Annotated in this window: 20 protein-coding genes; 10 read left to right on the top strand and 10 right to left on the bottom strand. The window is 70.4% G+C overall.

Annotated elements, in window-relative coordinates; genetic code table 11:
• Positions 1-49 precede the first annotated feature (49 nt).
• The 3 genes from ACFWPQ_RS08730 to ACFWPQ_RS08720 all read left to right on the top strand — a co-directional run bounded on the left by ACFWPQ_RS08730 (position 50) and on the right by ACFWPQ_RS08720 (position 3,783).
• Complete coding sequence (locus tag ACFWPQ_RS08730) at positions 50-1,000, top strand: PrsW family intramembrane metalloprotease (protein ID WP_384031339.1); 951 nt, start codon at positions 50-52, stop codon at positions 998-1,000.
• 73 nt (positions 1,001-1,073) lie between these two features.
• On the top strand, positions 1,074-1,313 hold the full coding sequence (locus ACFWPQ_RS08725; RefSeq protein ID WP_089105366.1) for a heavy-metal-associated domain-containing protein: 240 nt from the start codon (positions 1,074-1,076) through the stop codon (positions 1,311-1,313).
• A 154-nt stretch (positions 1,314-1,467) separates the two neighbouring features.
• Positions 1,468-3,783, top strand: a complete 2,316-nt coding sequence (locus ACFWPQ_RS08720) for a heavy metal translocating P-type ATPase (RefSeq protein ID WP_384031336.1) — start codon at positions 1,468-1,470, stop codon at positions 3,781-3,783.
• Positions 3,784-4,416: 633 nt separating this feature from the next.
• Here the strand turns inward: ACFWPQ_RS08720 and ACFWPQ_RS08715 are convergent.
• Together ACFWPQ_RS08715 and ACFWPQ_RS08710 are read right to left on the bottom strand one after the other, a co-directional pair.
• Complete coding sequence (locus ACFWPQ_RS08715; RefSeq protein WP_217545718.1) at positions 4,417-5,706, bottom strand: citrate synthase; 1,290 nt, start codon at positions 5,704-5,706, stop codon at positions 4,417-4,419.
• Positions 5,707-5,903: 197 nt separating this feature from the next.
• Positions 5,904-8,168 carry an ATP-dependent RecD-like DNA helicase gene (locus ACFWPQ_RS08710; RefSeq protein WP_384031334.1) on the bottom strand — a complete coding sequence of 755 codons (2,265 nt, stop codon included), beginning with the start codon at positions 8,166-8,168 and terminating at the stop codon, positions 5,904-5,906.
• Between the two features lie 400 nt (positions 8,169-8,568).
• Here ACFWPQ_RS08710 and ACFWPQ_RS08705 point away from each other — a divergent pair, with 400 nt between their 5' ends.
• Positions 8,569-9,105 (top strand): DUF4232 domain-containing protein, encoded by a 537-nt coding sequence (locus ACFWPQ_RS08705; RefSeq protein ID WP_361289047.1) that lies wholly within the window; start codon positions 8,569-8,571, stop codon positions 9,103-9,105.
• On the opposite strand, the gene ACFWPQ_RS08700 is transcribed toward ACFWPQ_RS08705, so the two are convergent.
• Both ACFWPQ_RS08700 and ACFWPQ_RS08695 read right to left on the bottom strand, forming a co-directional pair.
• Positions 9,086-9,346: a DUF397 domain-containing protein gene (locus tag ACFWPQ_RS08700; protein ID WP_384031331.1), complete on the bottom strand. Its 261-nt coding sequence runs from the start codon at positions 9,344-9,346 to the stop codon at positions 9,086-9,088. The two genes, ACFWPQ_RS08705 and ACFWPQ_RS08700, sit on opposite strands and share 20 nt — an antisense overlap.
• 8 nt (positions 9,347-9,354) lie before the next feature.
• Positions 9,355-10,206 carry a helix-turn-helix domain-containing protein gene (locus ACFWPQ_RS08695; protein WP_384031329.1) on the bottom strand — a complete coding sequence of 284 codons (852 nt, stop codon included), beginning with the start codon at positions 10,204-10,206 and terminating at the stop codon, positions 9,355-9,357.
• 201 nt (positions 10,207-10,407) lie between these two features.
• Here ACFWPQ_RS08695 and ACFWPQ_RS08690 point away from each other — a divergent pair, with 201 nt between their 5' ends.
• Positions 10,408-10,812, top strand: a complete 405-nt coding sequence (locus ACFWPQ_RS08690; protein WP_384031327.1) for an ATP-binding protein — start codon at positions 10,408-10,410, stop codon at positions 10,810-10,812.
• Here ACFWPQ_RS08690 and ACFWPQ_RS08685 read toward each other — a convergent pair.
• Complete coding sequence (locus ACFWPQ_RS08685) at positions 10,809-11,555, bottom strand: SDR family NAD(P)-dependent oxidoreductase (protein WP_384031325.1); 747 nt, start codon at positions 11,553-11,555, stop codon at positions 10,809-10,811. The genes ACFWPQ_RS08690 and ACFWPQ_RS08685 overlap by 4 nt on opposite strands.
• On the bottom strand, positions 11,552-12,694 hold the full coding sequence (locus ACFWPQ_RS08680) for a cytochrome P450 (RefSeq protein ID WP_384031322.1): 1,143 nt from the start codon (positions 12,692-12,694) through the stop codon (positions 11,552-11,554). Before ACFWPQ_RS08680 ends, ACFWPQ_RS08685 begins: the two co-directional genes overlap by 4 nt.
• 310 nt (positions 12,695-13,004) lie before the next feature.
• Here ACFWPQ_RS08680 and ACFWPQ_RS08675 point away from each other — a divergent pair, with 310 nt between their 5' ends.
• Positions 13,005-13,859 (top strand): PhzF family phenazine biosynthesis protein, encoded by an 855-nt coding sequence (locus ACFWPQ_RS08675; RefSeq protein WP_384031320.1) that lies wholly within the window; start codon positions 13,005-13,007, stop codon positions 13,857-13,859.
• A gap of 154 nt (positions 13,860-14,013) precedes the next feature.
• Entirely contained in the window at positions 14,014-15,186 is a 1,173-nt protein-coding gene (locus tag ACFWPQ_RS08670; RefSeq protein WP_384031318.1) for a trans-sulfuration enzyme family protein, read from the top strand.
• Between the two features lie 32 nt (positions 15,187-15,218).
• Here the strand turns inward: ACFWPQ_RS08670 and ACFWPQ_RS08665 are convergent, their stop codons facing one another.
• Positions 15,219-15,656: an Lrp/AsnC family transcriptional regulator gene (locus ACFWPQ_RS08665; protein ID WP_217545708.1), complete on the bottom strand. Its 438-nt coding sequence runs from the start codon at positions 15,654-15,656 to the stop codon at positions 15,219-15,221.
• Positions 15,657-15,825: 169 nt separating this feature from the next.
• On the opposite strand from ACFWPQ_RS08665, the gene ACFWPQ_RS08660 reads away from it, so the two are divergent.
• Entirely contained in the window at positions 15,826-17,127 is a 1,302-nt protein-coding gene (locus tag ACFWPQ_RS08660) for an amidohydrolase family protein (RefSeq protein ID WP_384031316.1), read from the top strand.
• A 66-nt stretch (positions 17,128-17,193) separates the two neighbouring features.
• A complete protein-coding gene (locus ACFWPQ_RS08655; RefSeq protein ID WP_384031314.1) occupies positions 17,194-17,316 on the top strand; it encodes a hypothetical protein in 123 nt (40 codons plus the stop codon).
• A gap of 7 nt (positions 17,317-17,323) precedes the next feature.
• Here the strand turns inward: ACFWPQ_RS08655 and ACFWPQ_RS08650 are convergent, their stop codons facing one another.
• The gene (locus ACFWPQ_RS08650) at positions 17,324-18,220 is read right to left on the bottom strand and encodes a LysR family transcriptional regulator (protein ID WP_384031312.1); all 897 of its coding nucleotides are present in this window, start codon (positions 18,218-18,220) and stop codon (positions 17,324-17,326) included.
• 109 nt (positions 18,221-18,329) lie between these two features.
• Here ACFWPQ_RS08650 and ACFWPQ_RS08645 point away from each other — a divergent pair, with 109 nt between their 5' ends.
• Complete coding sequence (locus ACFWPQ_RS08645; protein WP_384031310.1) at positions 18,330-18,710, top strand: YybH family protein; 381 nt, start codon at positions 18,330-18,332, stop codon at positions 18,708-18,710.
• A gap of 9 nt (positions 18,711-18,719) precedes the next feature.
• Here ACFWPQ_RS08645 and ACFWPQ_RS08640 read toward each other — a convergent pair whose 3' ends face one another.
• Complete coding sequence (locus tag ACFWPQ_RS08640) at positions 18,720-19,502, bottom strand: S1 family peptidase (protein WP_384031308.1); 783 nt, start codon at positions 19,500-19,502, stop codon at positions 18,720-18,722.
• A 22-nt stretch (positions 19,503-19,524) separates the two neighbouring features.
• On the bottom strand, positions 19,525-20,055 hold the full coding sequence (locus ACFWPQ_RS08635) for a hypothetical protein (RefSeq protein WP_384031306.1): 531 nt from the start codon (positions 20,053-20,055) through the stop codon (positions 19,525-19,527).
• Between the last annotated feature and the right edge of the window lie 19 nt (positions 20,056-20,074).

Raw genomic sequence — 20,074 nt, 5'->3', positions numbered from 1 at the left:
CGATCCGACGAGCGCCGCCCGCACCCGCAGGAGCACAAGGGGACCCGCCGTGACCCACTCTCCGCCGCCCGGCAGGCCGAAGGCCCGCATCCCCGGTCCGCTGCAGCCGCCACCGCCGTACCCCCGCATCCGCGCCGGCCTGTGGAAGCGCTGCCTCGGCGGCGGGCTCGCCCTGTGGGCGCTGACGGCGGCGGTCACGTACGCGACGAGGAACACCACGCTGCTGCCGACGCTGATCCTGCTCGGCAGCTTTCTCGTGCCGGTCGCCTTCGTGCTGTGGGCCTACGAGCGGCACGGCCGCGACCTCGGGGTCAGCGCCATCCTCGGCTGTTTCCTGGCCGGCGGCGCGCTCGGGGTGCTGGGGGCCTCGCTGATGGAGTCCTACCTCGTCCGCCCCTCCTGGGGGATGTTCGTCACCGTCGGCCTGATCGAGGAGACCGCGAAACTGGGCGCGCTGATGTTCGTACTGCGCCGGATGCCCGGGATCCGGGGCATCCGGGCCGGGCTGGTGCTCGGCGGCGCGGTCGGCTTCGGCTTCGCGGCCCTGGAGAGCGCCGGATACGCGTTCGACGCGGCCGTCTCCACCGAGGGGATCGACCTGCGCGCGCTGATCGAGACGGAGCTCCTGCGCGGCGTACCGGCCCCCTTCGGACACGGCCTGTGGACGGCGATCGCCGGTGGCGTCCTGCTCGCCCTGCGCCGCCCGAACGGCCGATTCCGCCTCACCGCCCAGGTCGTCGCCGCCGGCCTCGGGGTCACCCTGCTGCACGCCCTGTGGGACTCCGCGCACGGCGTCGCGATCTGGCTGGTGGCACGTCTGGCGGGAACCGGACCGGACCGGCAGCTGTTCGCCGAGGGGTACATCCCGCGCCCCGACGCGGCACAGGAGCACCTCTTCACGATGTTCTCGGTCGGCCTGCTGGTACTGGTCGCCCTGCTCGGGGTCACCTGGGTGCACTCGCTGGCGCGCCGGGACCCCTCTTGGAGAAATACCCCCTAGGGGTATAGTCTGACAACAGTGGGGTTCCCTCGTGGGCCCCACCGGCCCCACACGCCTCGACGAGGAGAACCACATGACCGCCCAGACCGACACCCCGGGCTCCGTGACCGCCGTCTACAAGGTGACCGGCATGAGCTGCGGACACTGCGAGGGTTCCGTCTCCGCCGAGCTCTCCGGGCTCCCCGGCGTCAGCTCGGTGCAGGCCGTCGCGGCGAGCGGCGAGGTCACGGTCGTCTCCGCGGCCCCGCTCGACGACGAGGCGGTCCGCGCCGCCGTCGACGAGGCGGGCTTCGAGCTCGCCGGCCGCGCCTGACATCCCGGAAGGCAAACAGGAAAGCAAGCAGGGGCGAGCAGGAATCACCAGCGCCACGAGCCGTACGTACGACGGAAACACATCTCTCCGCCGGGCCGTGCCGACCAGCTGATACTGGCTCCGCACGGTCCGGTCCGTTGTCTGGAGTCCGGACATGACGACCAGCACCACCACCAGCACCGCACAGACACCGATAGCCCCGCCGCGACCGGCCGGCGATTCGCAGACCGATTCGCAGACCGATTCCCAGGTCGAGCTGCTCATCGGCGGCATGACCTGCGCATCCTGCGCCGCCCGGGTCGAGAAGAAGCTCAACCGGATGGACGGCGTCACCGCCACCGTGAACTACGCGACCGAGAAGGCGAAGGTCACATACCCCCAGGGGGTTCAGGTCGCCGACCTGATCGCCACGGTCGTGAAGACCGGGTACACCGCCGAGGAGCCCGCACCCCCGGAACCCGAGCCGGACGGCGACGCGCCCGAGGCCGCGCCGGATCCCGAGCTCGCCGCCCTCCGCCACCGCCTCCTGGTCTCCGGCCTGCTGGCCGTCCCGGTCGTGCTGCTCGCGATGGTTCCGGCGCTGCAGTTCGACAACTGGCAGTGGCTGTCGCTGACGCTCGCCGCGCCGGTGGTCGTCTGGGGCGGCGCGCAGTTCCACCGGGCCGCCTGGACCAACGCCCGGCACGGCGCGGCCACCATGGACACCCTGGTCTCGGTCGGCACGCTGGCCGCGTTCGGCTGGTCGCTGTGGGCGCTGTTCTTCGGCGACGCCGGCATGCCCGGGATGCACGACGAGTTCCGGTTCACCGTCTCCCGCATGGACAGCGCGTCCACGATCTACCTGGAGGTCGCCTCCGGGGTCGTCGCGCTGATCCTGCTCGGCCGCTACCTGGAGGCGCGTTCCAAGCGGCGCGCGGGGGCGGCCCTGCGGGCGCTGCTGGAGCTGGGCGCCCGGGACGTGGTGGTGCTGCGGGGCGGCCGTGAGGTGCGGGTGCCGGTGGCGGCGCTGGCGGTCGGCGACCGGTTCGTCGTACGGCCCGGGGAGAAGGTCGCCACCGACGGGACCGTGGTCGAGGGGGCGTCCGCGGTGGACGCGTCGATGCTGACCGGCGAGTCCGTGCCGGTGGACGTGACCGTCGGCGACGCCGTCACGGGCGCCACCGTGAACGCGGGCGGGCGGCTGGTCGTCGAGGCGACCCGGGTCGGCGCCGACACCCAGCTCGCGCGGATGGCGAGGCTGGTGGAGGACGCGCAGAACGGCAAGGCCGAGGTGCAGCGCCTCGCCGACCGGATCTCCGCCGTCTTCGTCCCGGCCGTCATCCTGATCGCGCTCGGCACCTTCGGGGTCTGGCTCGGCGTCACGGGGGACACGGCCGCCGCGTTCACGGCCGCCGTCGCCGTCCTGATCATCGCCTGCCCGTGCGCCCTGGGCCTGGCCACGCCGACCGCGCTGATGGTGGGCACCGGCCGGGGAGCCCAGCTGGGCATCCTCATCAAGGGTCCGGAGGTGCTGGAGTCCACGCGCCGGGTCGACACCGTCGTCCTCGACAAGACCGGGACGGTGACCACCGGGCGGATGCGCCTCCAGGAGGTGTACGTCGCCGAGGCCGCCGGCAAGGACGACGCGGCCGAGGACGTCACGGCCGAGGTGCTGCGGCTCGCGGGCGCCCTGGAACACGCCTCCGAGCATCCGGTCGCCCGGGCGATCGCCGCGGGGGCGCGGGAGCGGGTCGGGACGCTGCCCGCGGTCGAGCACTTCGAGAACGTCCCCGGGCGGGGCGTACGCGGGCGTGTGGACGGCCGCCAGGTGGCCGTGGGACGCCTCTTCGACGTGGTGCCCGAGGAGTTGGCCCTGGCGCGCTCCCGGGCCGAGCAGGAGGGGCGTACGGCCGTCCTGGCCGGGTGGGACGGGCGGGCCCGGGCGGTCCTCGCCGTCGCCGACGCGGTCAAGGAGACCAGCGCCGAGGCGGTCCGCGAGCTGCGCGCGCTCGGGCTGACGCCGGTGCTGCTGACCGGGGACAACCGGACGGTGGCCGAATCGGTCGCCCGGGCGGTCGGCATCACCGAGGTCGTCGCCGAGGTGCTGCCCGAGGACAAGGTGGCCGTCGTACGGCGGCTGCAGGGCGAGGGGCGGACGGTCGCCATGGTCGGCGACGGAGTCAACGACGCGGCCGCGCTGGCCACCGCCGATCTGGGGCTGGCGATGGGCACCGGGACGGACGCGGCGATCGAGGCCGGCGACCTGACCCTGGTGCGCGGGGACCTGCGGGTGGCGGCGGACGCGATCCGGCTGTCCCGGCGGACCCTCGCCACCATCAAGGGCAACCTCGTGTGGGCCTTCGGCTACAACGTGGCCGCGCTCCCACTGGCCGCCGCCGGACTCCTGAACCCGATGATCGCGGGGGCCGCGATGGCCTTCTCCTCGGTGTTCGTGGTGACCAACAGTCTGCGGCTGCGCACCTTCCGCTGAAAGTTACCGGCGGTTCGGCACAGTGGATGTAGGAGTCCCCCTGGAGTCCAACGCGCACCTCACATAAGCTCTTCACAAGGCTCGCGCATCATCCTTACGCTTGGGCTCCGATCACCGTATCGGGGCTCTTGCGCATCTATCGGACGGATGCAAGAGACGCAGATCACAGTGGTGTGAACGTAACCATCGAAGGGCTTCGACGGTCTAAGTTGGCGATGTCAGAGAGGCGTCTTGGGGGGCGCTGACCTGGCATCTGGGGATGTCTTGGGGGACTTCCTCAGAGATGCGTTGCCGGGGCACGTACGACGGGAAGCTTTGAGCGGCCCTCCCGTGCCGTACGGGTCCCGGCAGATCGCACCGCATCACTGGATCAAGTACGGCGAGTTCTGCTCGTTGTGCTCAACGCAGCGATTCAGGCGCTGCCGTACCGAGCGCCCGGCCGGATCCCGTGGGGGGAATCCGCACCGGGACACGGGAAGGCGCCCTGGTCGCCGGCCCGTGGGGGGACCGGCGCTCCAGGGCGCCTTCTGCTGCGTCTGCACGCCTGCCGCGTCTCTACGCCTGCGGCGCCTGTGCGCCTGCGGCGGGGGCGCCGATGAAGACAGCGCCCCCTGACCCGGTGACCGGCTGGTGTCAGCGCTCCTCGACCGGCACGAAGTCGCGCTCGACGACGCCCGTGTAGATCTGGCGCGGGCGGCCGATGCGGGAACCCGGCTCCTTGATCATTTCCTGCCACTGGGCGATCCAGCCGGGCAGCCGGCCGAGGGCGAACAGGACCGTGAACATCTCGGTCGGGAAGCCCATGGCGCGGTAGATCAGGCCGGTGTAGAAGTCGACGTTCGGGTAGAGGTTGCGCGAGACGAAGTAGTCGTCGGAGAGCGCGTGCTCCTCCAGCTTCAGCGCGATGTCCAGCAGCTCGTCGGACTTGCCGAGGGCCGAGAGGACGTCGTGCGCGGCAGACTTGATGATCTTCGCGCGCGGGTCGAAGGACTTGTACACCCGGTGGCCGAAGCCCATCAGGCGGACGCCGTCCTCCTTGTTCTTCACCTTGCGGATGAAGGAGTCGACGTCGCCGCCGTTGGCCTGGATGCCCTCCAGCATCTCCAGGACGGACTGGTTGGCGCCGCCGTGCAGCGGGCCCCAGAGCGCGGAGATACCGGCCGAGATCGACGCGAACATGTTCGCCTGCGACGAGCCCACCAGGCGGACCGTCGACGTCGAACAGTTCTGCTCGTGGTCCGCGTGCAGGATCAGGAGCTTGTCGAGGGCCGCGACGACGACCGGGTCGAGCTCGTAGTCCTGCGCCGGCACCGAGAACGTCATGCGCAGGAAGTTCTCCACGTAGGAGAGGTCGTTGCGCGGGTAGACGAACGGGTGGCCGACCGACTTCTTGTACGCGTACGCGGCGATGGTCGGAAGCTTGGCGAGCAGCCGGATGGTGGAGAGGTCGCGCTGCTTCGCGTCGAACGGGTTGTGGCTGTCCTGGTAGAAGGTGGACAGCGCGGAGACGACCGACGACAGCATGGCCATCGGGTGGGCGTCCCGCGGGAAGCCCCGGTAGAAGTTCTTGACGTCCTCGTGCAGCAGCGTGTGCCGCGTGATCTCGTTCTTGAACGTGGTGAGCTCGTCCACCGTCGGCAGCTCACCGTTGATCAGCAGGTAGGCCACCTCCAGGAAGGTGGAGCGCTCCGCCAGCTGCTCGATCGGGTAACCGCGGTAGCGGAGGATGCCCGCCTCGCCGTCGAGGTAGGTGATGGCCGATTTATAGGCAGCGGTGTTGCCGTAGCCGCTGTCCAGGGTCACGAGACCGGTCTGGGTGCGGAGCTTCCCGATGTCGAAGCCCTTGTCGCCGACGGTGCTGTCGACCACCGGGTAGGTGTACTCGCCGTCGCCGTACCGCAGTACTACAGAGTTGTCGCTCACGTCTTCCCTCACCGACGTAGTGCCTCATCTTCGAGGTGCCCTGACTGTCTCTACCATCCCCCATTTGGCTCAGGAGAGTGCACTCGGGGTCGACCGTTGGGCCCATCGGCGGCACTCAGTGCCGCCAACCTGCTCATCCTGCCCCCTTGTTTCCCAATCGGAAAGGGCTCTGTGACCTTCACGACTCATTTGATCGATCATTTTTCCGGAGATCGCCCCGACCCGAGCCGGAAGTCCAGTGCCGTACAGCGCCGGCCTGCCGAGACCGTGCGCACCGCCTGGCCGATCGCCTTGCGCGAACCGACGAGCACGACCAGCTTCCGGGCCCGGGTGACCGCCGTGTAGAGCAGGTTCCGCTGGAGCATCATCCACGCTCCGGTGGTGACCGGGATCACCACTGCGGGATATTCACTCCCCTGTGAACGGTGGATGGTCACCGCGTAGGCATGGGCGAGTTCGTCCAGTTCGTCGAATTCGTACGGCACCTCCTCGTCCTCGTCCGTCAGTACGGTCAGGCGCTGGTCGACCGGGTCGAGCGCGGTGACCACGCCGACGGTGCCGTTGAAGACGCCGTTCTCGCCCTTCTCGTAGTTGTTGCGGATCTGGGTGACCTTGTCGCCGACCCGGAACACCCGGCCGCCGAACCGCTTCTCGGGCAGGTCGGGGCGGGCCGGGGTGATGGCCTGCTGCAGCAGGCCGTTGAGCGCACCGGCGCCGGCCGGGCCGCGGTGCATCGGCGCCAGCACCTGTACGTCGCGCCGCGGGTCCAGCCCGAACTTGGCCGGAATACGCCGGGCGGCGACGTCCACGGTGAGTCTGCCCGCCTCCTCCGTCTCGTCCTCCACGAAGAGGAAGAAGTCCTTCATGCCGTCGGTGACGGGCTGCTGCCCCGCGTTGATCCGGTGCGCGTTGGTCACCACCCCCGACTGCTGGGCCTGCCGGAAGACCTGGGTGAGCCGGACGGCGGGGACGGGACTGCCGTCGGCGAGCAGGTCCCGGAGCACCTCCCCCGCCCCGACGCTGGGCAGTTGGTCCACGTCCCCCACGAAGAGCAGGTGCGCGCCGGGCGGCACGGCCTTCACCAGCTTGTTGGCGAGCAGCAGATCGAGCATGGACGCCTCGTCGACCACGACCAGGTCGGCGTCGAGCGGGCGGTCCCGGTCGTAGGCCGCGTCCCCGCCCGGCTTCAGCTCCAGCAGCCGGTGCACGGTCGATGCCTCCGCGCCGGTCAGCTCGGCGAGCCGCTTGGCGGCCCGGCCGGTAGGAGCGGCGAGCACCACCTTGGCCTTCTTCGCCCGCGCCAGCTCCACGATGGACCGGACGGTGAACGACTTGCCGCAGCCGGGCCCGCCGGTCAGCACGGCCACCTTCTCGGTGAGCGCCAGCCTGACGGCGGCCTCCTGCTCGGGGGCCAGGTCGACGCCGGTGCGGTCCTTCAGCCAGGCGAGCGCCTTGTCCCAGGCGACGTCCCGGAACGACGGCATCCGGTCGTCGCCGGTGCGCAGCAGCCGCAACAGCTGGGAGGCGAGGGCGACTTCGGCCCGGTGGAAGGGGACGAGGTAGACGGCGGTGACCGGTTCGGCGTCCGGAGCGGCACCGGGCAGCTTCTCCCGTACGACGCCCGGGTCCTCCCCGTCCTCGGGCGGCGCCGCCAGCTCGGCGAGGCAGTCGATGACGAGCCCGGTGTCGACCTGGAGGAGTTTCACGGCGTCCGCGATGAGCCGCTCCTCGGGGAGGTAGCAGTGCCCCTGGTCGGCGGACTGGGACAGCGCGTACTGCAACCCCGCCTTCACCCGCTCCGGACTGTCGTGCGGAATCCCGACGGACTGCGCGATCTTGTCGGCGGTCAGGAACCCGATGCCCCACACGTCGGCGGCGAGCCGGTACGGCTGGTTCTTCACCACCGAGATCGAGGCGTCACCGTACTTCTTGTAGATCCGCACGGCGATAGACGTGGACACCTCGACGGTCTGGAGGAAGAGCATGACCTCCTTGATCGCCTTCTGCTCCTCCCAGGCGTCGGCGATCTTCTTCGTCCGCTTCGGCCCGAGCCCCGGCACCTCGATCAGCCGCTTCGGCTCCTCCTCGATGATCCGCAGGGTGTCCATCCCGAAGTGCTGGGTGATCCGGTCGGCGAACACCGGCCCGATGCCCTTGACCAGCCCCGATCCGAGATAGCGCCGTATCCCCTGCACGGTGGCCGGCAGTACGGTCGTGTAGTTCTCGACGGTGAACTGCTTGCCGTACTGGGGGTGCGAGCCCCAGCGGCCCTCCATCCGCAGCGACTCCCCCACCTGGGCACCGAGCAGCGCGCCGACGACCGTGAGCAGATCGCCGGCGCCTCTGCCGGTGTCGACCCGCGCAACCGTGTAGCCGTTCTCCTCGTTGGCATACGTGATGCGTTCCAGCACGCCGTCCAACGTCGCCAAACGGCGGTCCGCTTCTGCCTCTTGCCTGGACATGATCCGACGGTACCGGCCGGGTCCGACAGCGGGAGCAGCTCCCGCTCCCTCCAGCCCGATCACCGGCTTGTCAAAACCATGGGATCCGCTCGAGCACGCCTTCGACGGTGGCGAGTCGGTGTTCGCCGGTGGGAGTCCCCGTCTGCTGAGCCATGATCCGACGGTACTGGTGCGGACTGACAGTCGTCCCCCCCGTCCCAGCCGGGCGTTCCAAGGGCATGGCGTTTACGCAGGTCAGAGCGGGTGCGAGCGTTCCAGCGTCCCGTAATCCCCGGAGGTGTGGCAGCTGGAACGGATCACGCTGCAAGGTTGTGGTCGTCGGACAGCGTGATGCACGACGACCGGTGCCACGCGACTTTCGTATCCGCGACTTCCGTATCCGAGGGGAACCCGAAACACCATGAAGAACAAGCTGATCGCCGTGATCATCGCGACCGTCGCCGCCGCCGGTACCGCCGCCACCGTCATCCCGGCCTCGGCCGCCACGGCCCAGCCGACCCGCTGCCACACCGCCGACCTGAAGGCCGGCTTCGCCACGGGGGGCGACGCGGCGCCGGAGATGAAGCAGACCAGCCACCAGACCCAGGCGTTCGTCTGGTTCACCAACAAGAGCAACCGCACCTGCACCCTGTCCGGCTTCGCCGGTGTCGACATGGTCGGCGCCCAGTCGACCGACGGCACCTGGTCGCTGGCGCGTTCCTCCAAGACGGTCGGGAAGGTCACCCTGAAGAAGGGGGACACGGTGGACTTCAGCATCACCCTGCAGCCGGTGGCCAAGTCCACGCCGAAGAAGCAGAAGTTCGTCCCGGCGAAGTTCGTCGTCACCCCGCCGAACGAGACGAAGTCCTTCACCCTGAAGTGGCCCTTCGGCGGCCAGATCCTCAAGCAGGACGGCGCCACCCACCCCGCCACCTACCTCAACCCGATCGGGAAGTAACCGACCGCAGCAGGCACCGGCCACGATTCGGTGGCCGGCGCCGGCCTTGTCCAGGAGGCGCCGACGGGGAGGTCCTGAGGGCTTCGAGGAAGAGGGCGAAGGTGGGGGTGGGGAAGGTGAGGGTGGCTCGGGTGGGGGCTTTGGAGTCGCGGACGGAGGTGCGGGTGGGGGTGGTGGCTATCTCCACGCATTCGTTGCCGTCGCCGCCCTCGGAGTAGGACGACTTACGCCAGTTGTCCATGCGGTTCCTCACAGCTCCTTCGTCAGCCCGTGGATGAAGTCGCGAGACCGTTCCGGTGTGAGTGACGCAGCTTTCACGTCCTGGAAGCGCGTTCGGTACATAGTCAGTTGAGCGGCTTCATCGAAGTAGATCGCGCCGTGCGGGTGGTCGCGCAGCACGGTGTCCAGCTTGGGCACGCTACTGCCCACGTAGGTCATCGTGCTGCTCGCCATGGAGAATCCGTCCAGATCAAAGGGGATGACACGCACGGTGATGTGGTCCGCTTCGGAGAGTTCCAGGATGCGAAAGAGCTGGGCTCGTGACGCAGCCCGGTCGCTGACCCGGATTCGCAGTGCCGACTCATGGATCACCGAATCGCAGGAGAGCGGCGAGGGGCCTTCGATGACTGCGCTGCGCGCCATGCGATGACGCACCCGCAACTCAAGCTCGTCTTCGGTTAGTTTGGGGACCCGGCTGGAGAAGACGGCACGGGCGTAGTCCTCCGTCTGAAGCAGGCCCGGCACGAACAGGATGGCCACGTTGTGCTGGTACCGAGCGTGGTGGTCCAACTCGGCGAGATCCAGGAACGACGCAGGAAGCAGGCCTCGGTATTCCTCCCACCAGCCTCGGGTTCGGTCAGTGGCCATCGCGACCAGGGCGTCGATGAACTCCTCGTCCGCACACATGTAGTGCCCCGCGAGAAGGCGGAGCCGCTTCTCGCTCACGCCCGTGAGGCCCGACTCGATCTGGCTGATCTGTGCAGAACCCACCCCGAGCCGAGCCGCCGCCTCACGGGCCGTCAGTCCGGCCGCGTCGCGAAGCCTGCGCAACTCGACCGCCAACCGCATCTGACGTGCCGTCGGCTGTTGCCTCAGCGCCATCGCATGTTCCTCCCAACGCACCCGCAAGCGCGACTCGTTCGGGGTCAGATTACGCGACCGGCTTGCGAAACATAAAAATCTAGGTCTACCGTCGGTGACACGACGCTCACGCAGCGGAAGTGCACCGACCCGCCCTGCCACGGCGGCCGCGGCAACGCCACCCTGCGTGAAACTCCCCACATCCACCGGAGTTGATGACGCATGCCCGAAGCCTGGGAGTACACGCTCACCATCCCCAACGACCCCCGCGCGGTCACCGTCAGCCGTCACACTCTGCGGCTGGTGCTCACCGCGCACGGACTCGCCCGCTTCCTCGACGTCGCCGAACTGCTCGCCACCGAGTTGGTGTCCAACGCCGTACGGCACACGAAAGGCCCCGCGGCCCTGCGCGTGCGCTGGTCGCCGCCCGGGACGCTGCGGATCGGGGCGTGGGACGCGGACCCCGAACCGCCCGAGCCGCCCGTGCCGTTGGAGCGGCTCGGGGAGGTGGAGGACGGGCGGGGGCTGGCGCTGGTGCGGGCCTGTTCGGATCTGTGGGGCTGGCAGCCGCTGTCGAGGTTCGGCAATCGGGGGAAGTACGTGTGGTGCGAGCTGGCCGCGGCCTAGGCGAACCTGGCGGCCAGGCGGCGGAAGATCGCGGGGGCGGCGCCGTGCAGGCGGGCCGGGAAGCGCATCCAGGCGGGGGCGAAGGACTCGTCGCGGTGGCCGCCGACCGCGCGGAGGACGGTGTCCGCGACCCGGTCGGGGGGAATCGGGGCAGGGAAGGTGCGGGTGTACGGGACTCCCCGGCGAGCGAAGAACGGGGTGTCCACCGCGCCGGGTACGACGACCGAGACCCTCACGTCGGCGCCGACCTCGTGGCGAACGCTTTCGGCGAAGGTGTTCAGGCCCGCCTTCGTGGCGGAGTACACCGCTTCGCCGCCGACGGCGACGCTCCCCGCGATCGAGGAGACGAACAGCAGGTGTCCGTGCCCGCGTTGGACCATGCCCGGGAGCAGTGCCCGGGACAGGTGGAGGGGGGCCAGGAGGTTGACCGCGAGCAGGCGGTCGATCATCTCGGGGGGCGTGTCGGCGAAGGGCCCGGCCCAGCCGATCCCGGCGTTGGCGACCAGCAGGTCCACCTCGCCGACCAGGTCGAGCGTGGCGGCGGCCAGCTTCTCCGCGCCGCCGATGGTGTCGAGTTCCATGGGGAGGGTGAGGCCGCCGGTGCGGTCGGCGACCTGGGCGAGCCGTTCCTCGTCGCGGCCGTTGAGGACCAGCCGCCACCGGCCGCTCGCCGCGAGCCGGTCCGCGACACAGGCCCCGATGCCGGAGGAGGCCCCGGTCACCAGGGCCACGGGCAGCGTCACCGGGCCGCCTGAGCGGGCAGCACGGCGTCCCAGGTGACCGGCAGGGCCACCGGGCCCGGCACGACGAAGTCCTCCCGGTAGACGATCTGGTCGAGCGGGACCGCCGGGCGGACGGTGGGTATCCGGCGCAGCAGCGTCTCGAAGACCACCTTCAGCTCCAGGCGGGCGAGTTGCTGCCCGACGCACTGGTGCGGTCCGTGGCCGAAGCCGAGATGCGGGACCGGTTTCCGCCCGATGTCCAGCACGTCGGGGTCGGGCAGGAGGGCCTGGTCGCGGTTGGCGTCGTGCAGGACCGTGACGACGTAGTCGCCTGCCGACACCGGCAGGTCCGCTATGCGGGTGTCCTCGGCGGCCCTGCGCAGGACGGTGCCGGGGAGGCTGCTGGTGCCGTAGCGGATCAGCTCCTCGACGGCGCTTCCCAGGAGTTCGGGCTCCGCGAGCAGGCGGTCCAGCTGGGCCCGCTGTTCGAACAGGGCGAGCAGTCCGAAGGAGGCGACGCCGGCGGTGATGGCGAAGCCGCCCACCAGCAGGGCGGCGCTCGTCACGGCCAACTCGGCGTCGCTGAAGGGACGTTCGCCCCGCTCTCCGTGGGCGATGATCCGGCTGAGGACGTCCTCACCGGGATTCCTCCTTCTGTCCTGTACGAGGTTCAGCGCGTACTCGAAGAACGGCGCCCCCGCCTCGATCACCTCGTCCGCGGTGGACCTGGTGTCGAGCAGGGTCATGGTGATCTTCTGGAACAACTCGCGGTCGGCGTACGGAACGTCGAGCAGCGCGGCGATGACCCGGGTGACGATCGGCATGACCAGCCGGTCGTGGAAGTCGACGGGACCCGGCGCCGCGGCCACCTCGTCGATCACGTCGTCGACGATCCGCTGGACGGCGGGGCGGAACATCTCCAGCTGCCGGGGGGACAGTTCGGGCGCGATGGCCCGGCGGAACCGCTCGTGCTCGGCACCGTCCATCCGCGGGAAGTCGCCCTCGATGACGGGGGCGTCGGGGTTCATGCCGTAGACGCGATGGGCGATGGATCCGGGCTGGGAGCTGAACCGCGCGGAGTCCGCGAACACTTCGCGGACGTCGGCGTACCGGGTGACCAGCCAGGCGTCGATGCCGGTGGGGCAGGCGACCTTGGCCATCGGGACCTCGGTCCGCGACCGGGCCGTCTCCGGGGTGAAGCCGAAGGGGCAACCCGGTCCCTTCTGTCCACTTCCAAAGGTGCTTTCGCCGGACAACACCGATCACCCCTGTTCGCTTCGGAACGGCCGCGATCAAGCTAGCTGCGGGAACGGGACGGGGAAGAACGATCAGTACGAAGAGACACCCACGCCTTCCCGTTCGTACCGGGTGGGCCGCGGCACGAGACAGTCCACTTTGTTGCGACTGGCCATGTCCCGACCGCCCGGGCACCCGTTGTGATGGGGCTGACTCCCGCACCGAGAGGCCGTGATGACCATGCCGCCGCGCACCCGTTCCTTCGTCCAGGTCGATGTGTTCTCCACTAGCCCCTATCAGGGCAACCCGGTCGCGGTCGTCCTCGACGGGGCGGACCTGACGGACGAGGAGATGCAGCGCGTGGCGAACTGGACCAACCTGTCCGAGACCACGTTCGTGGTGGCCCCCACCGTCCCGGAGGCCGACTACCGGCTGCGGATCTTCACGCCCGACGGCGAGCTGCCGTTCGCCGGGCACCCCACTCTCGGCTCCGCGTGCGGCTGGCTGGACGGCGGCGGTGTGCCGCGGCGGGCCGACCGGATCGTGCAGGAGTGCGGCGCCGGCCTGGTCACCGTGCGCCGCGGTCCCGACGGCGCACTGTCCTTCGCCGCGCCGCCCCTCGTGCGCGACGGCGCGCTCGACGACGCGTACCTGGAGCGGATCGTGGCCGCGTTCGGCATCGGACGGGACCGGGTCCTCGCTCACCAGTGGGTCGACAACGGGCCGGGCTGGGCCGTGCTCCGGCTGGCCACGGCCGAGGAGGTGCTCGCCCTCGAACCCGACCTCTCCCGCATCCCGGACGCGATGGTCGGCGCGATCGGGGCCTACCCCGACGGCTCCCCGTACGACTTCGAGATGCGGACCTTCGCTCCTCGCTGCGGGGTGCCCGAGGACCCCGCCTGCGGCAGCATGAACGCCGGCGTCGGGCAGTGGCTCACCGGCACCGGCGCGGCCCCCGCCGCCTACCGGGTCTCCCAGGGCGCGCGGGTGGGTCGGGCCGCGGCCATCGGGGTCTCCGCCGACGCGGACGGCACGGTCTGGGTGAGCGGCGCGACGACCGTCTGCATCCGCGGCACCATCGACGCGTGAGCATGAAATTGCGCGAATCGATCCTCTAGCACAATCGTGCACCCGTACATGGGCGCAACTTGCTGCCAATATTGCCGCGATTCGCTCACATCCGCATGTCCGTCGGTCACGCTTGACGACGTCGCACCGACGGACCACGGAAGGGCACGCAACCATGCCGGGCAGCACCACAGTCACCGTCCACGCCGATCGCGAGGTCCTTCCGAACCGCGCCGTCGCACCGCCCATCTACCAGACGGCCGCCTTCTCGGCCCCCGACGGCGAGACGTTCGCGCGGGGCGCCGTCGAACCGCGGGGCAAGGACTTCTACACCCGCTTCGGCAACCCGAACCACGCCCAGGTCGCGGCCGTCGTCGCGGAGTTGGAGGGCACCGAGGCGGCCATGGTCACCGCGTCCGGGATGGCCGCGCTGACCACCGCCGTACTGGCCCTGGTGTCCGCCGGTGACCACGTCATCGGGCAGCGGTCCACCTACGGCGGTACGGCGTCGGTCCTGCTGAACCTGCTGCCCCGGTTCGGCGTGGCGACCACCCTGGTCGACCAGACCGACCCCGGGGCGTTCGCGCGGGCGCTCACCCCGCAGACCCGCCTGATCCTGGTGGAGACCCCGAGCAACCCGCTGCTCCAGATCACCGACCTGCGCGCGGTCTCCGACCTGGCCCGCGCGCACGACGTCCTGACCATGGCCGACAACACCTTCGCCACCCCGCTGAACCAGCGCCCGGCGGACTTCGGCATCGACCTGGTCTGGCACAGCGCGACCAAGTACCTCAACGGGCACACCGACGTGTCCGCCGGGGTGCTGGCCGGTCCGGCCGAACTCCTGGACAAGGTCTGGGACGCAGGACTCCTCACCGGTGCCGTGCTCGGCCCGTTCGACGCATGGCTGCTGCTGCGCGGTATGCGCACCCTGCCGCTGCGCGTACCCCGGCACAACGCCAACGGCCAGGCGCTCGCGGAGGCCCTGCACGCCCACCCCGCGGTGAGCCGGGTGCACTATCCCGGCCTCGCCTCCCACCCCCAGCACAAGCTGGCCACCGAGCAGATGAGCGGGTTCGGCGGAGTGCTGAGCGTCGAGTTCACCGACGGCTACGAGGCGGCCGACGCGTTCCTCGGCCGGCTGCGCTACGCCCGCCGGTCGGCCAGCCTCGGCGGCGTGGAGTCGCTGGCCGTGCATCCGGCGTCCATGTGGCGGGGCATGCTCGACGACGAGCAGATCGCCGCGTCGGTGCCGCCGGGCCTGGTCCGGCTGGCGGCCGGTACGGAGGACACGGAGGACCTGGTCGCCGACGTGGTCGCGGCGGCCGACGCGAGCGCGGGCGGCTGAACCGCCCGTGCCTCAGCTGAACCGCCCGCGCCTCAGGGGGCGGAGAGCGTCTTCATCGTGACGTAGCTGCTGACGGTGGCGACGCCGGGCAGGTCGGCCAGCCGGTTGGCGTGGAAGTCCTCGTAGGCCGGCAGGTCGGCGACCTCGACCTGGAGCAGGTAGTCGTAGTTGCCGGTGACGTGGTGGACGTGGACCACCTCGGACAGCTGGACCACCGCGCGTTCGAACGCGGCCACGTCACCGCGGTTGTGCCGCATCAGCCGGACACCCGCGAACACACGCAGGCTGCGGCCGACGGCCGCGGGGTCGATCTCCGCCCGGTAGCCGCGGATCACCCCGGTCTCCTCAAGGCGGTGCACGCGCCGCAGGCACGGTGACGGCGACAGGCCGACCCGCGCGGCGAGCTCGGCGTTGCTGATCCGCCCGTGCTTCTCGAGCACGGCGAGGATCGACCGATCCACATCATCCATGGGAGCAGATTATTGCCCGCCTGCCTCCCCTACCACCATCCGATGCCCCGCTGCGGCGCAATTTCCTGCCAACGTTGCCAGGATCGGCTTACATCCGCGTGCCGCCCGGGAAGACTTGCCCGCATCACGAATGCGGACAAAAAGCCATTTTTCTTGGAGGAGTTTTCTGATGAGGATCCTGCTTACCGGCGGCACCGTGGTCAGCATGGACCCGGCCGTCGGCGATCTCGAACGCGGTGACGTGCTGATCGAGGACGGTGTGATCGTCGAGGTCGCCGAGGCGGTCGACGCCCCGGACGCCGAGGTGATCGACGCGACCGACCGGATCGTCATGCCCGGCTTCGTCGACACCCACCGGCACACCTGGCAGACCGCGTTCCGCGGCATCGGCGCGGACTGGACGTTCCCCGAGTGGGCGCAGGCGATGCACCGCACGCTGAAGCCCGAGTACCGGCCCGAGGACGTCTACGCGGGCACCCTGCTCGGCCGCCTGGAGGCCCTGCACTCCGGGGTGACCACGATGCTGGACTGGTTCCACTGCGCGCAGAGCCCGGAGCACGCGGATGCCGCCGTCGCGGCGCTGCGGGACGCACCGGGACGGTCCGTCTTCTGCCACGGCGCGGGCTGGGGCACCGCCGACTCGGTCGAGGCCGAGATCCGCCGTGTACGGTCCGTGCTCTCCTCGGACGACGGCCTGCTCACCATGTCGTTCGGGCTGCGCGGCGCGGAGGACACCTCCTTCGGGACCGTCGCCGACGAGCTGAAGCTGGCGGCCGAGCTGGGCCTGCGGAGCAGCCTGCACGTCGAGTCCGAAGGGATCCGGCGCCCGGTCGCCGACCTGCACGAGCACGGCCTGCTGCGGGACACCACGACCTTCGTGCACGCCAACGGTCTCGGCGACGACGAGCTGCGGATGCTCGCCGACGCCGGCGCCTCGGTGTCCATCAGCCCGGACGTCGAGCTGAAGATGGGGTTCGGCTGGCCGATGACGGGCCGGATGCTGGCCGCCGGTCTGCGCCCGACGCTCTCCATCGACGACGTCCCGTCGGTCGGCGGCGACATGTTCTCCACCATGCGCACCACCTACGTGGTGCAGCGCGGCCTGGACGGCGGCCTCGACTCCCGTGACCTGCTGCGGTTCGCCACCGTCGACGGCGCCCACGCCCTGGGCCTCGCCGCCCGCACCGGCAGCCTCACGCCCGGCAAGGACGCCGACGTGATCCTGCTGCGCACCGACGACCTCACCGTCTTCCCGGTCACCGACCCCGCCGGCACCATCGTCGCCGCCGGTCACCCCGGCCTGGTCGACACGGTCCTCGTCGCGGGCCGCGTCGTGAAGCGGGACGGCGTACTGGTCGACGTGGACCTGCGGGCGCTGCGGACCCGCCTGCTGGAGTCCCGCGACCGGGTCGCGGCGGCCGCCGGCGTCCCGCTGGACGGCACCTGGCGCCCGCAGCCGAAGACGGCGTGACCGCCCCCGCACGGCTCAATTCATCGCAGGAAGCTCAACTCGCCGCAGCAAGGCGGAGGTTGATTCATGAAACTGGTGACGTTCACCGAATCCGGGCGGGTGGCGCTCGGCCGCGCGGCCCCGGGCGACGTCGTCGAATGCGCCGTCACGGGCCTGGGCACCCTGCGGAACACGGTGCGGAGCGCGTAGGGGGCCCCTACCCCGGGGCGGAGCGCGAGCCGGTGAACGCCTGTCGGCTGTGCAGGAGCAGTTCGCGCACCGCCGGGTTGTGCGCGCCCTTCCAGATCAGGGCCAGCAGTGCCGGTGTCCCGACGTCGTCGATGGTGCGGGCGACGAGCCGGTCACGGTGGTTCGCGGCCATCGACTCGCTGAGGACGGCGACGCCGAGCCCGCGGGCGGCGAGACCGGCGACGGCGTCCGGGGCACTGGCCTGCAGTGCGATCGCGGGCCGGAGGTCCTGCGCGGCACAGGCCCGGTCGAACACCGCGCGCAGGCCGGTGCCGGCCGGCATGCACACGATCGGGTGGCTCATCAGGTCACGCAGGACGACCCGCCGCCGTCCCGCCAGGGGATGCCCGTCCGGGACCGCCACGACGAGCCGTTCGCTGACGATGGTCAGCGCGTCCAGCCCGTCGGGCACGGCGGCCGCGACCCCGACGAGCGCGAGGTCCACGGCGCCGCTGCGCACGCCCTCGACGAGCCGGTCGGAGCCGTCCTCCAGGAGCAGGATCTCCACACCGGGATGCGCCTCGTGGAACGCGGCGAGGGCGTCGAACAGCGGGGTGAGGGTGCAGCCGACGACCATCCCGACGGTGAGCCGGCCCCGGACCAGTCCGGTCACGTCACCCACCGCCCGGCCGACCGCCCCGGCCGCGGCGAGTGCGGCCCGGGCGTGTTCGAGCGCGGCCCTCCCCGCGACGGTGAGCGTGACCGTCCGGGCCGACCGGTCGAACAGCTCGGCACCGAGGTCGCGTTCGAGCTGGCGGATCTGGGCGCTGACACCGGACTGGCTGATGTGCACCCGCTCGGCCGCACGCGTGAAGTTCTGCTCTTCCGCGACGGCGACGAAGTACTCCAGCTGCCTCAACTCCATGACTGTCGATTCTAGTTGGCAGAAGATCCATCTGTTGGACTTCTGACTGACCGCCAACCAGGCTGTAGGGCAAGGCAGGCAACGGAGTCGGAGATCCAGGAGGTACCCCGTGCCGGAGTACGAGAAGGCCATGCGGCCCGAGGACATCACCCGTCTGTTCGTCGAGCGGTCCAACGCCGGTGACGCGGCCGGGGTCGCGGCGCTCTACGAGGAGGACGCGGTGATGGCGTTCCCGCCCGGCGAGCTGACGGTCGGGCGGGAGGCGATCCGCGCGCTGTGGGAGAAGGTGCTGGCGGGCGGTCCCCGCTTCGAGCCGGAGCAGCCGCTGCCGACGCTGCTCAGCGGCGGCATCGCCCTCACGTCGACCCCGCCGAAGGACGGCACCGGCGCCCGGGCCCAGGTCGTCAGGCGCCAGCCCGACGGCAGCTGGCTGCGCCTGCTCGACCAGCCCGAGTTCGTACCCGCGCCGACCGCCGCGCAGGGCGACTGAACGTACCCTTCACGAATGCGCGACCGTGCGGCCGATTCCGGCCACCCAGGTGCTGAGCGCGGGAGCACTCACATAGACACCCACGTCGTCGATACGGCAACTCGGGCCCCAGCTGACCAGGCCCCACACTGTGTTCGTGGCGAGGACCGGGCTGCCGGAGTCGCCCGTACAGGTGTTGCGGGTGGCGTCGGCGGTCGGCACGGCACACAGTTGCCACGCGGGGTTGGGAGCGATGTCCAGGTTGAGCTGGGCGCGTGTGCATCGCTCGCCGGGTACGAAACGTAGAGGCACGGAGGTGCGACGACAGGGGGCCACCCCTCCGTAGCCGTCACGGCCCCAGCCGAACTCGACACCTGTGGCGGGAGGTTGGCCGCTCGCATCCACCAGGTGGGCAGGCGCGGCGGTGGCTCTGCCTGCCAGTACCAAGAGCGCGGCGTCTACAGCCTGCCCTTGTGGCGTGTGGGGATGCAGGAGAGCCGCGCGGACGTGGAGCCGCTGCCCCGGGACGGGCGCGCCGCGGCACAGGTTGTCGGCTCCGACGACGGCGTCCACGGAGGCGGGACGCCTGTCTCGTACGCAGTGGGCCGCGGTGAGTACCAGGGTGGGGGCGACCAGGACACCGCCGCAGAACTGCCCGTTGAAGAGGTTTCCGGCGGGGGAGGACGCGTTGACCAGCGCTACGACCGCGCTGGTGCCAGGTCCCGGATTCGAGGAGCCCGCATGAGAGCTTGCCGAGCCGCCCGGCAGCAGGCCGATGAGGATCATCAGCACCGCCGCCGGGACGGTCGTCATGACCCGACGGGGCATGAGCGGTTCAGCATTTCTTCTTCTTCGTCTCCACGGTCAGGCCCATCACGTTGTGCCATACGTAGGTGGAGTCGCCTACGTGGTAGTGGACCAGGACTCCGGACGCGTGCGCCTTGGAGGCGGTGACCTGGATGTGCAGGACCAGGTTGTTCGCGACCTTCGCGTTGTCCGGTTGGGGAGAGATGCTCGCTCCCACAGCCTTACGACGGTGGGCCCAGTCGATGCCGGGCTGGTTGCGGGCCTCCGGGACGGGAGGGTACCCGGTGCTGACACCGATGAAAGCGGTCGACGTGGACACGATGACCGCCTCGGCCAGCCGCAGACCGCTGGCCTTGCGCAGCGTGACCTTGTCGATGACGACAGTCTTGCTGCCGTAGTTGTGCAACTCGTCCATACCGAAGGTGACGCTGCCGCCCTCCTCTTCCGGGATGCACTCCTCGCCCGATCCGGCATCGGCGTAGTCGGGCCCGTTCAATGGCCCGTCGGCGGAATCCTGGTGATGGGCCGCGGAGCAGCCCGTCACCAGGGACGCGAGCAATGCCAGGACCGGAAGCGAC

The organism is Streptomyces sp. NPDC058464, from assembly GCF_042721035.1.
GTDB lineage: Bacteria > Actinomycetota > Actinomycetes > Streptomycetales > Streptomycetaceae > Streptomyces.
Note: the sequence above shows the minus strand (reverse complement) of the source record. Positions and strands in the feature narration are given on the sequence as shown.

Bases quoted from the DNA above. Each gene is read 5' to 3' on its own strand.
- ACFWPQ_RS08680 (WP_384031322.1), bottom strand. From the start codon at position 12,694: ATGGCCAAGGTCGCCTGCCCCACCGGCATCGACGCCTGGCTGGTCACC.
- ACFWPQ_RS08670 (WP_384031318.1), top strand. From the start codon at position 14,014: ATGCCGGGCAGCACCACAGTCACCGTCCACGCCGATCGCGAGGTCCTT.
- ACFWPQ_RS08720 (WP_384031336.1), top strand. From the start codon at position 1,468: ATGACGACCAGCACCACCACCAGCACCGCACAGACACCGATAGCCCCG.
- ACFWPQ_RS08640 (WP_384031308.1), bottom strand. From the start codon at position 19,502: ATGACGACCGTCCCGGCGGCGGTGCTGATGATCCTCATCGGCCTGCTG.
- ACFWPQ_RS08660 (WP_384031316.1), top strand. From the start codon at position 15,826: ATGAGGATCCTGCTTACCGGCGGCACCGTGGTCAGCATGGACCCGGCC.
- ACFWPQ_RS08655 (WP_384031314.1), top strand. From the start codon at position 17,194: ATGAAACTGGTGACGTTCACCGAATCCGGGCGGGTGGCGCTCGGCCGC.
- ACFWPQ_RS08725 (WP_089105366.1), top strand. From the start codon at position 1,074: ATGACCGCCCAGACCGACACCCCGGGCTCCGTGACCGCCGTCTACAAG.
- ACFWPQ_RS08700 (WP_384031331.1), bottom strand. From the start codon at position 9,346: ATGGACAACTGGCGTAAGTCGTCCTACTCCGAGGGCGGCGACGGCAAC.
- ACFWPQ_RS08710 (WP_384031334.1), bottom strand. From the start codon at position 8,168: ATGTCCAGGCAAGAGGCAGAAGCGGACCGCCGTTTGGCGACGTTGGAC.
- ACFWPQ_RS08650 (WP_384031312.1), bottom strand. From the start codon at position 18,220: ATGGAGTTGAGGCAGCTGGAGTACTTCGTCGCCGTCGCGGAAGAGCAG.
- ACFWPQ_RS08665 (WP_217545708.1), bottom strand. From the start codon at position 15,656: ATGGATGATGTGGATCGGTCGATCCTCGCCGTGCTCGAGAAGCACGGG.
- ACFWPQ_RS08690 (WP_384031327.1), top strand. From the start codon at position 10,408: ATGCCCGAAGCCTGGGAGTACACGCTCACCATCCCCAACGACCCCCGC.
- ACFWPQ_RS08695 (WP_384031329.1), bottom strand. From the start codon at position 10,206: ATGGCGCTGAGGCAACAGCCGACGGCACGTCAGATGCGGTTGGCGGTC.
- ACFWPQ_RS08675 (WP_384031320.1), top strand. From the start codon at position 13,005: ATGACCATGCCGCCGCGCACCCGTTCCTTCGTCCAGGTCGATGTGTTC.
- ACFWPQ_RS08705 (WP_361289047.1), top strand. From the start codon at position 8,569: ATGAAGAACAAGCTGATCGCCGTGATCATCGCGACCGTCGCCGCCGCC.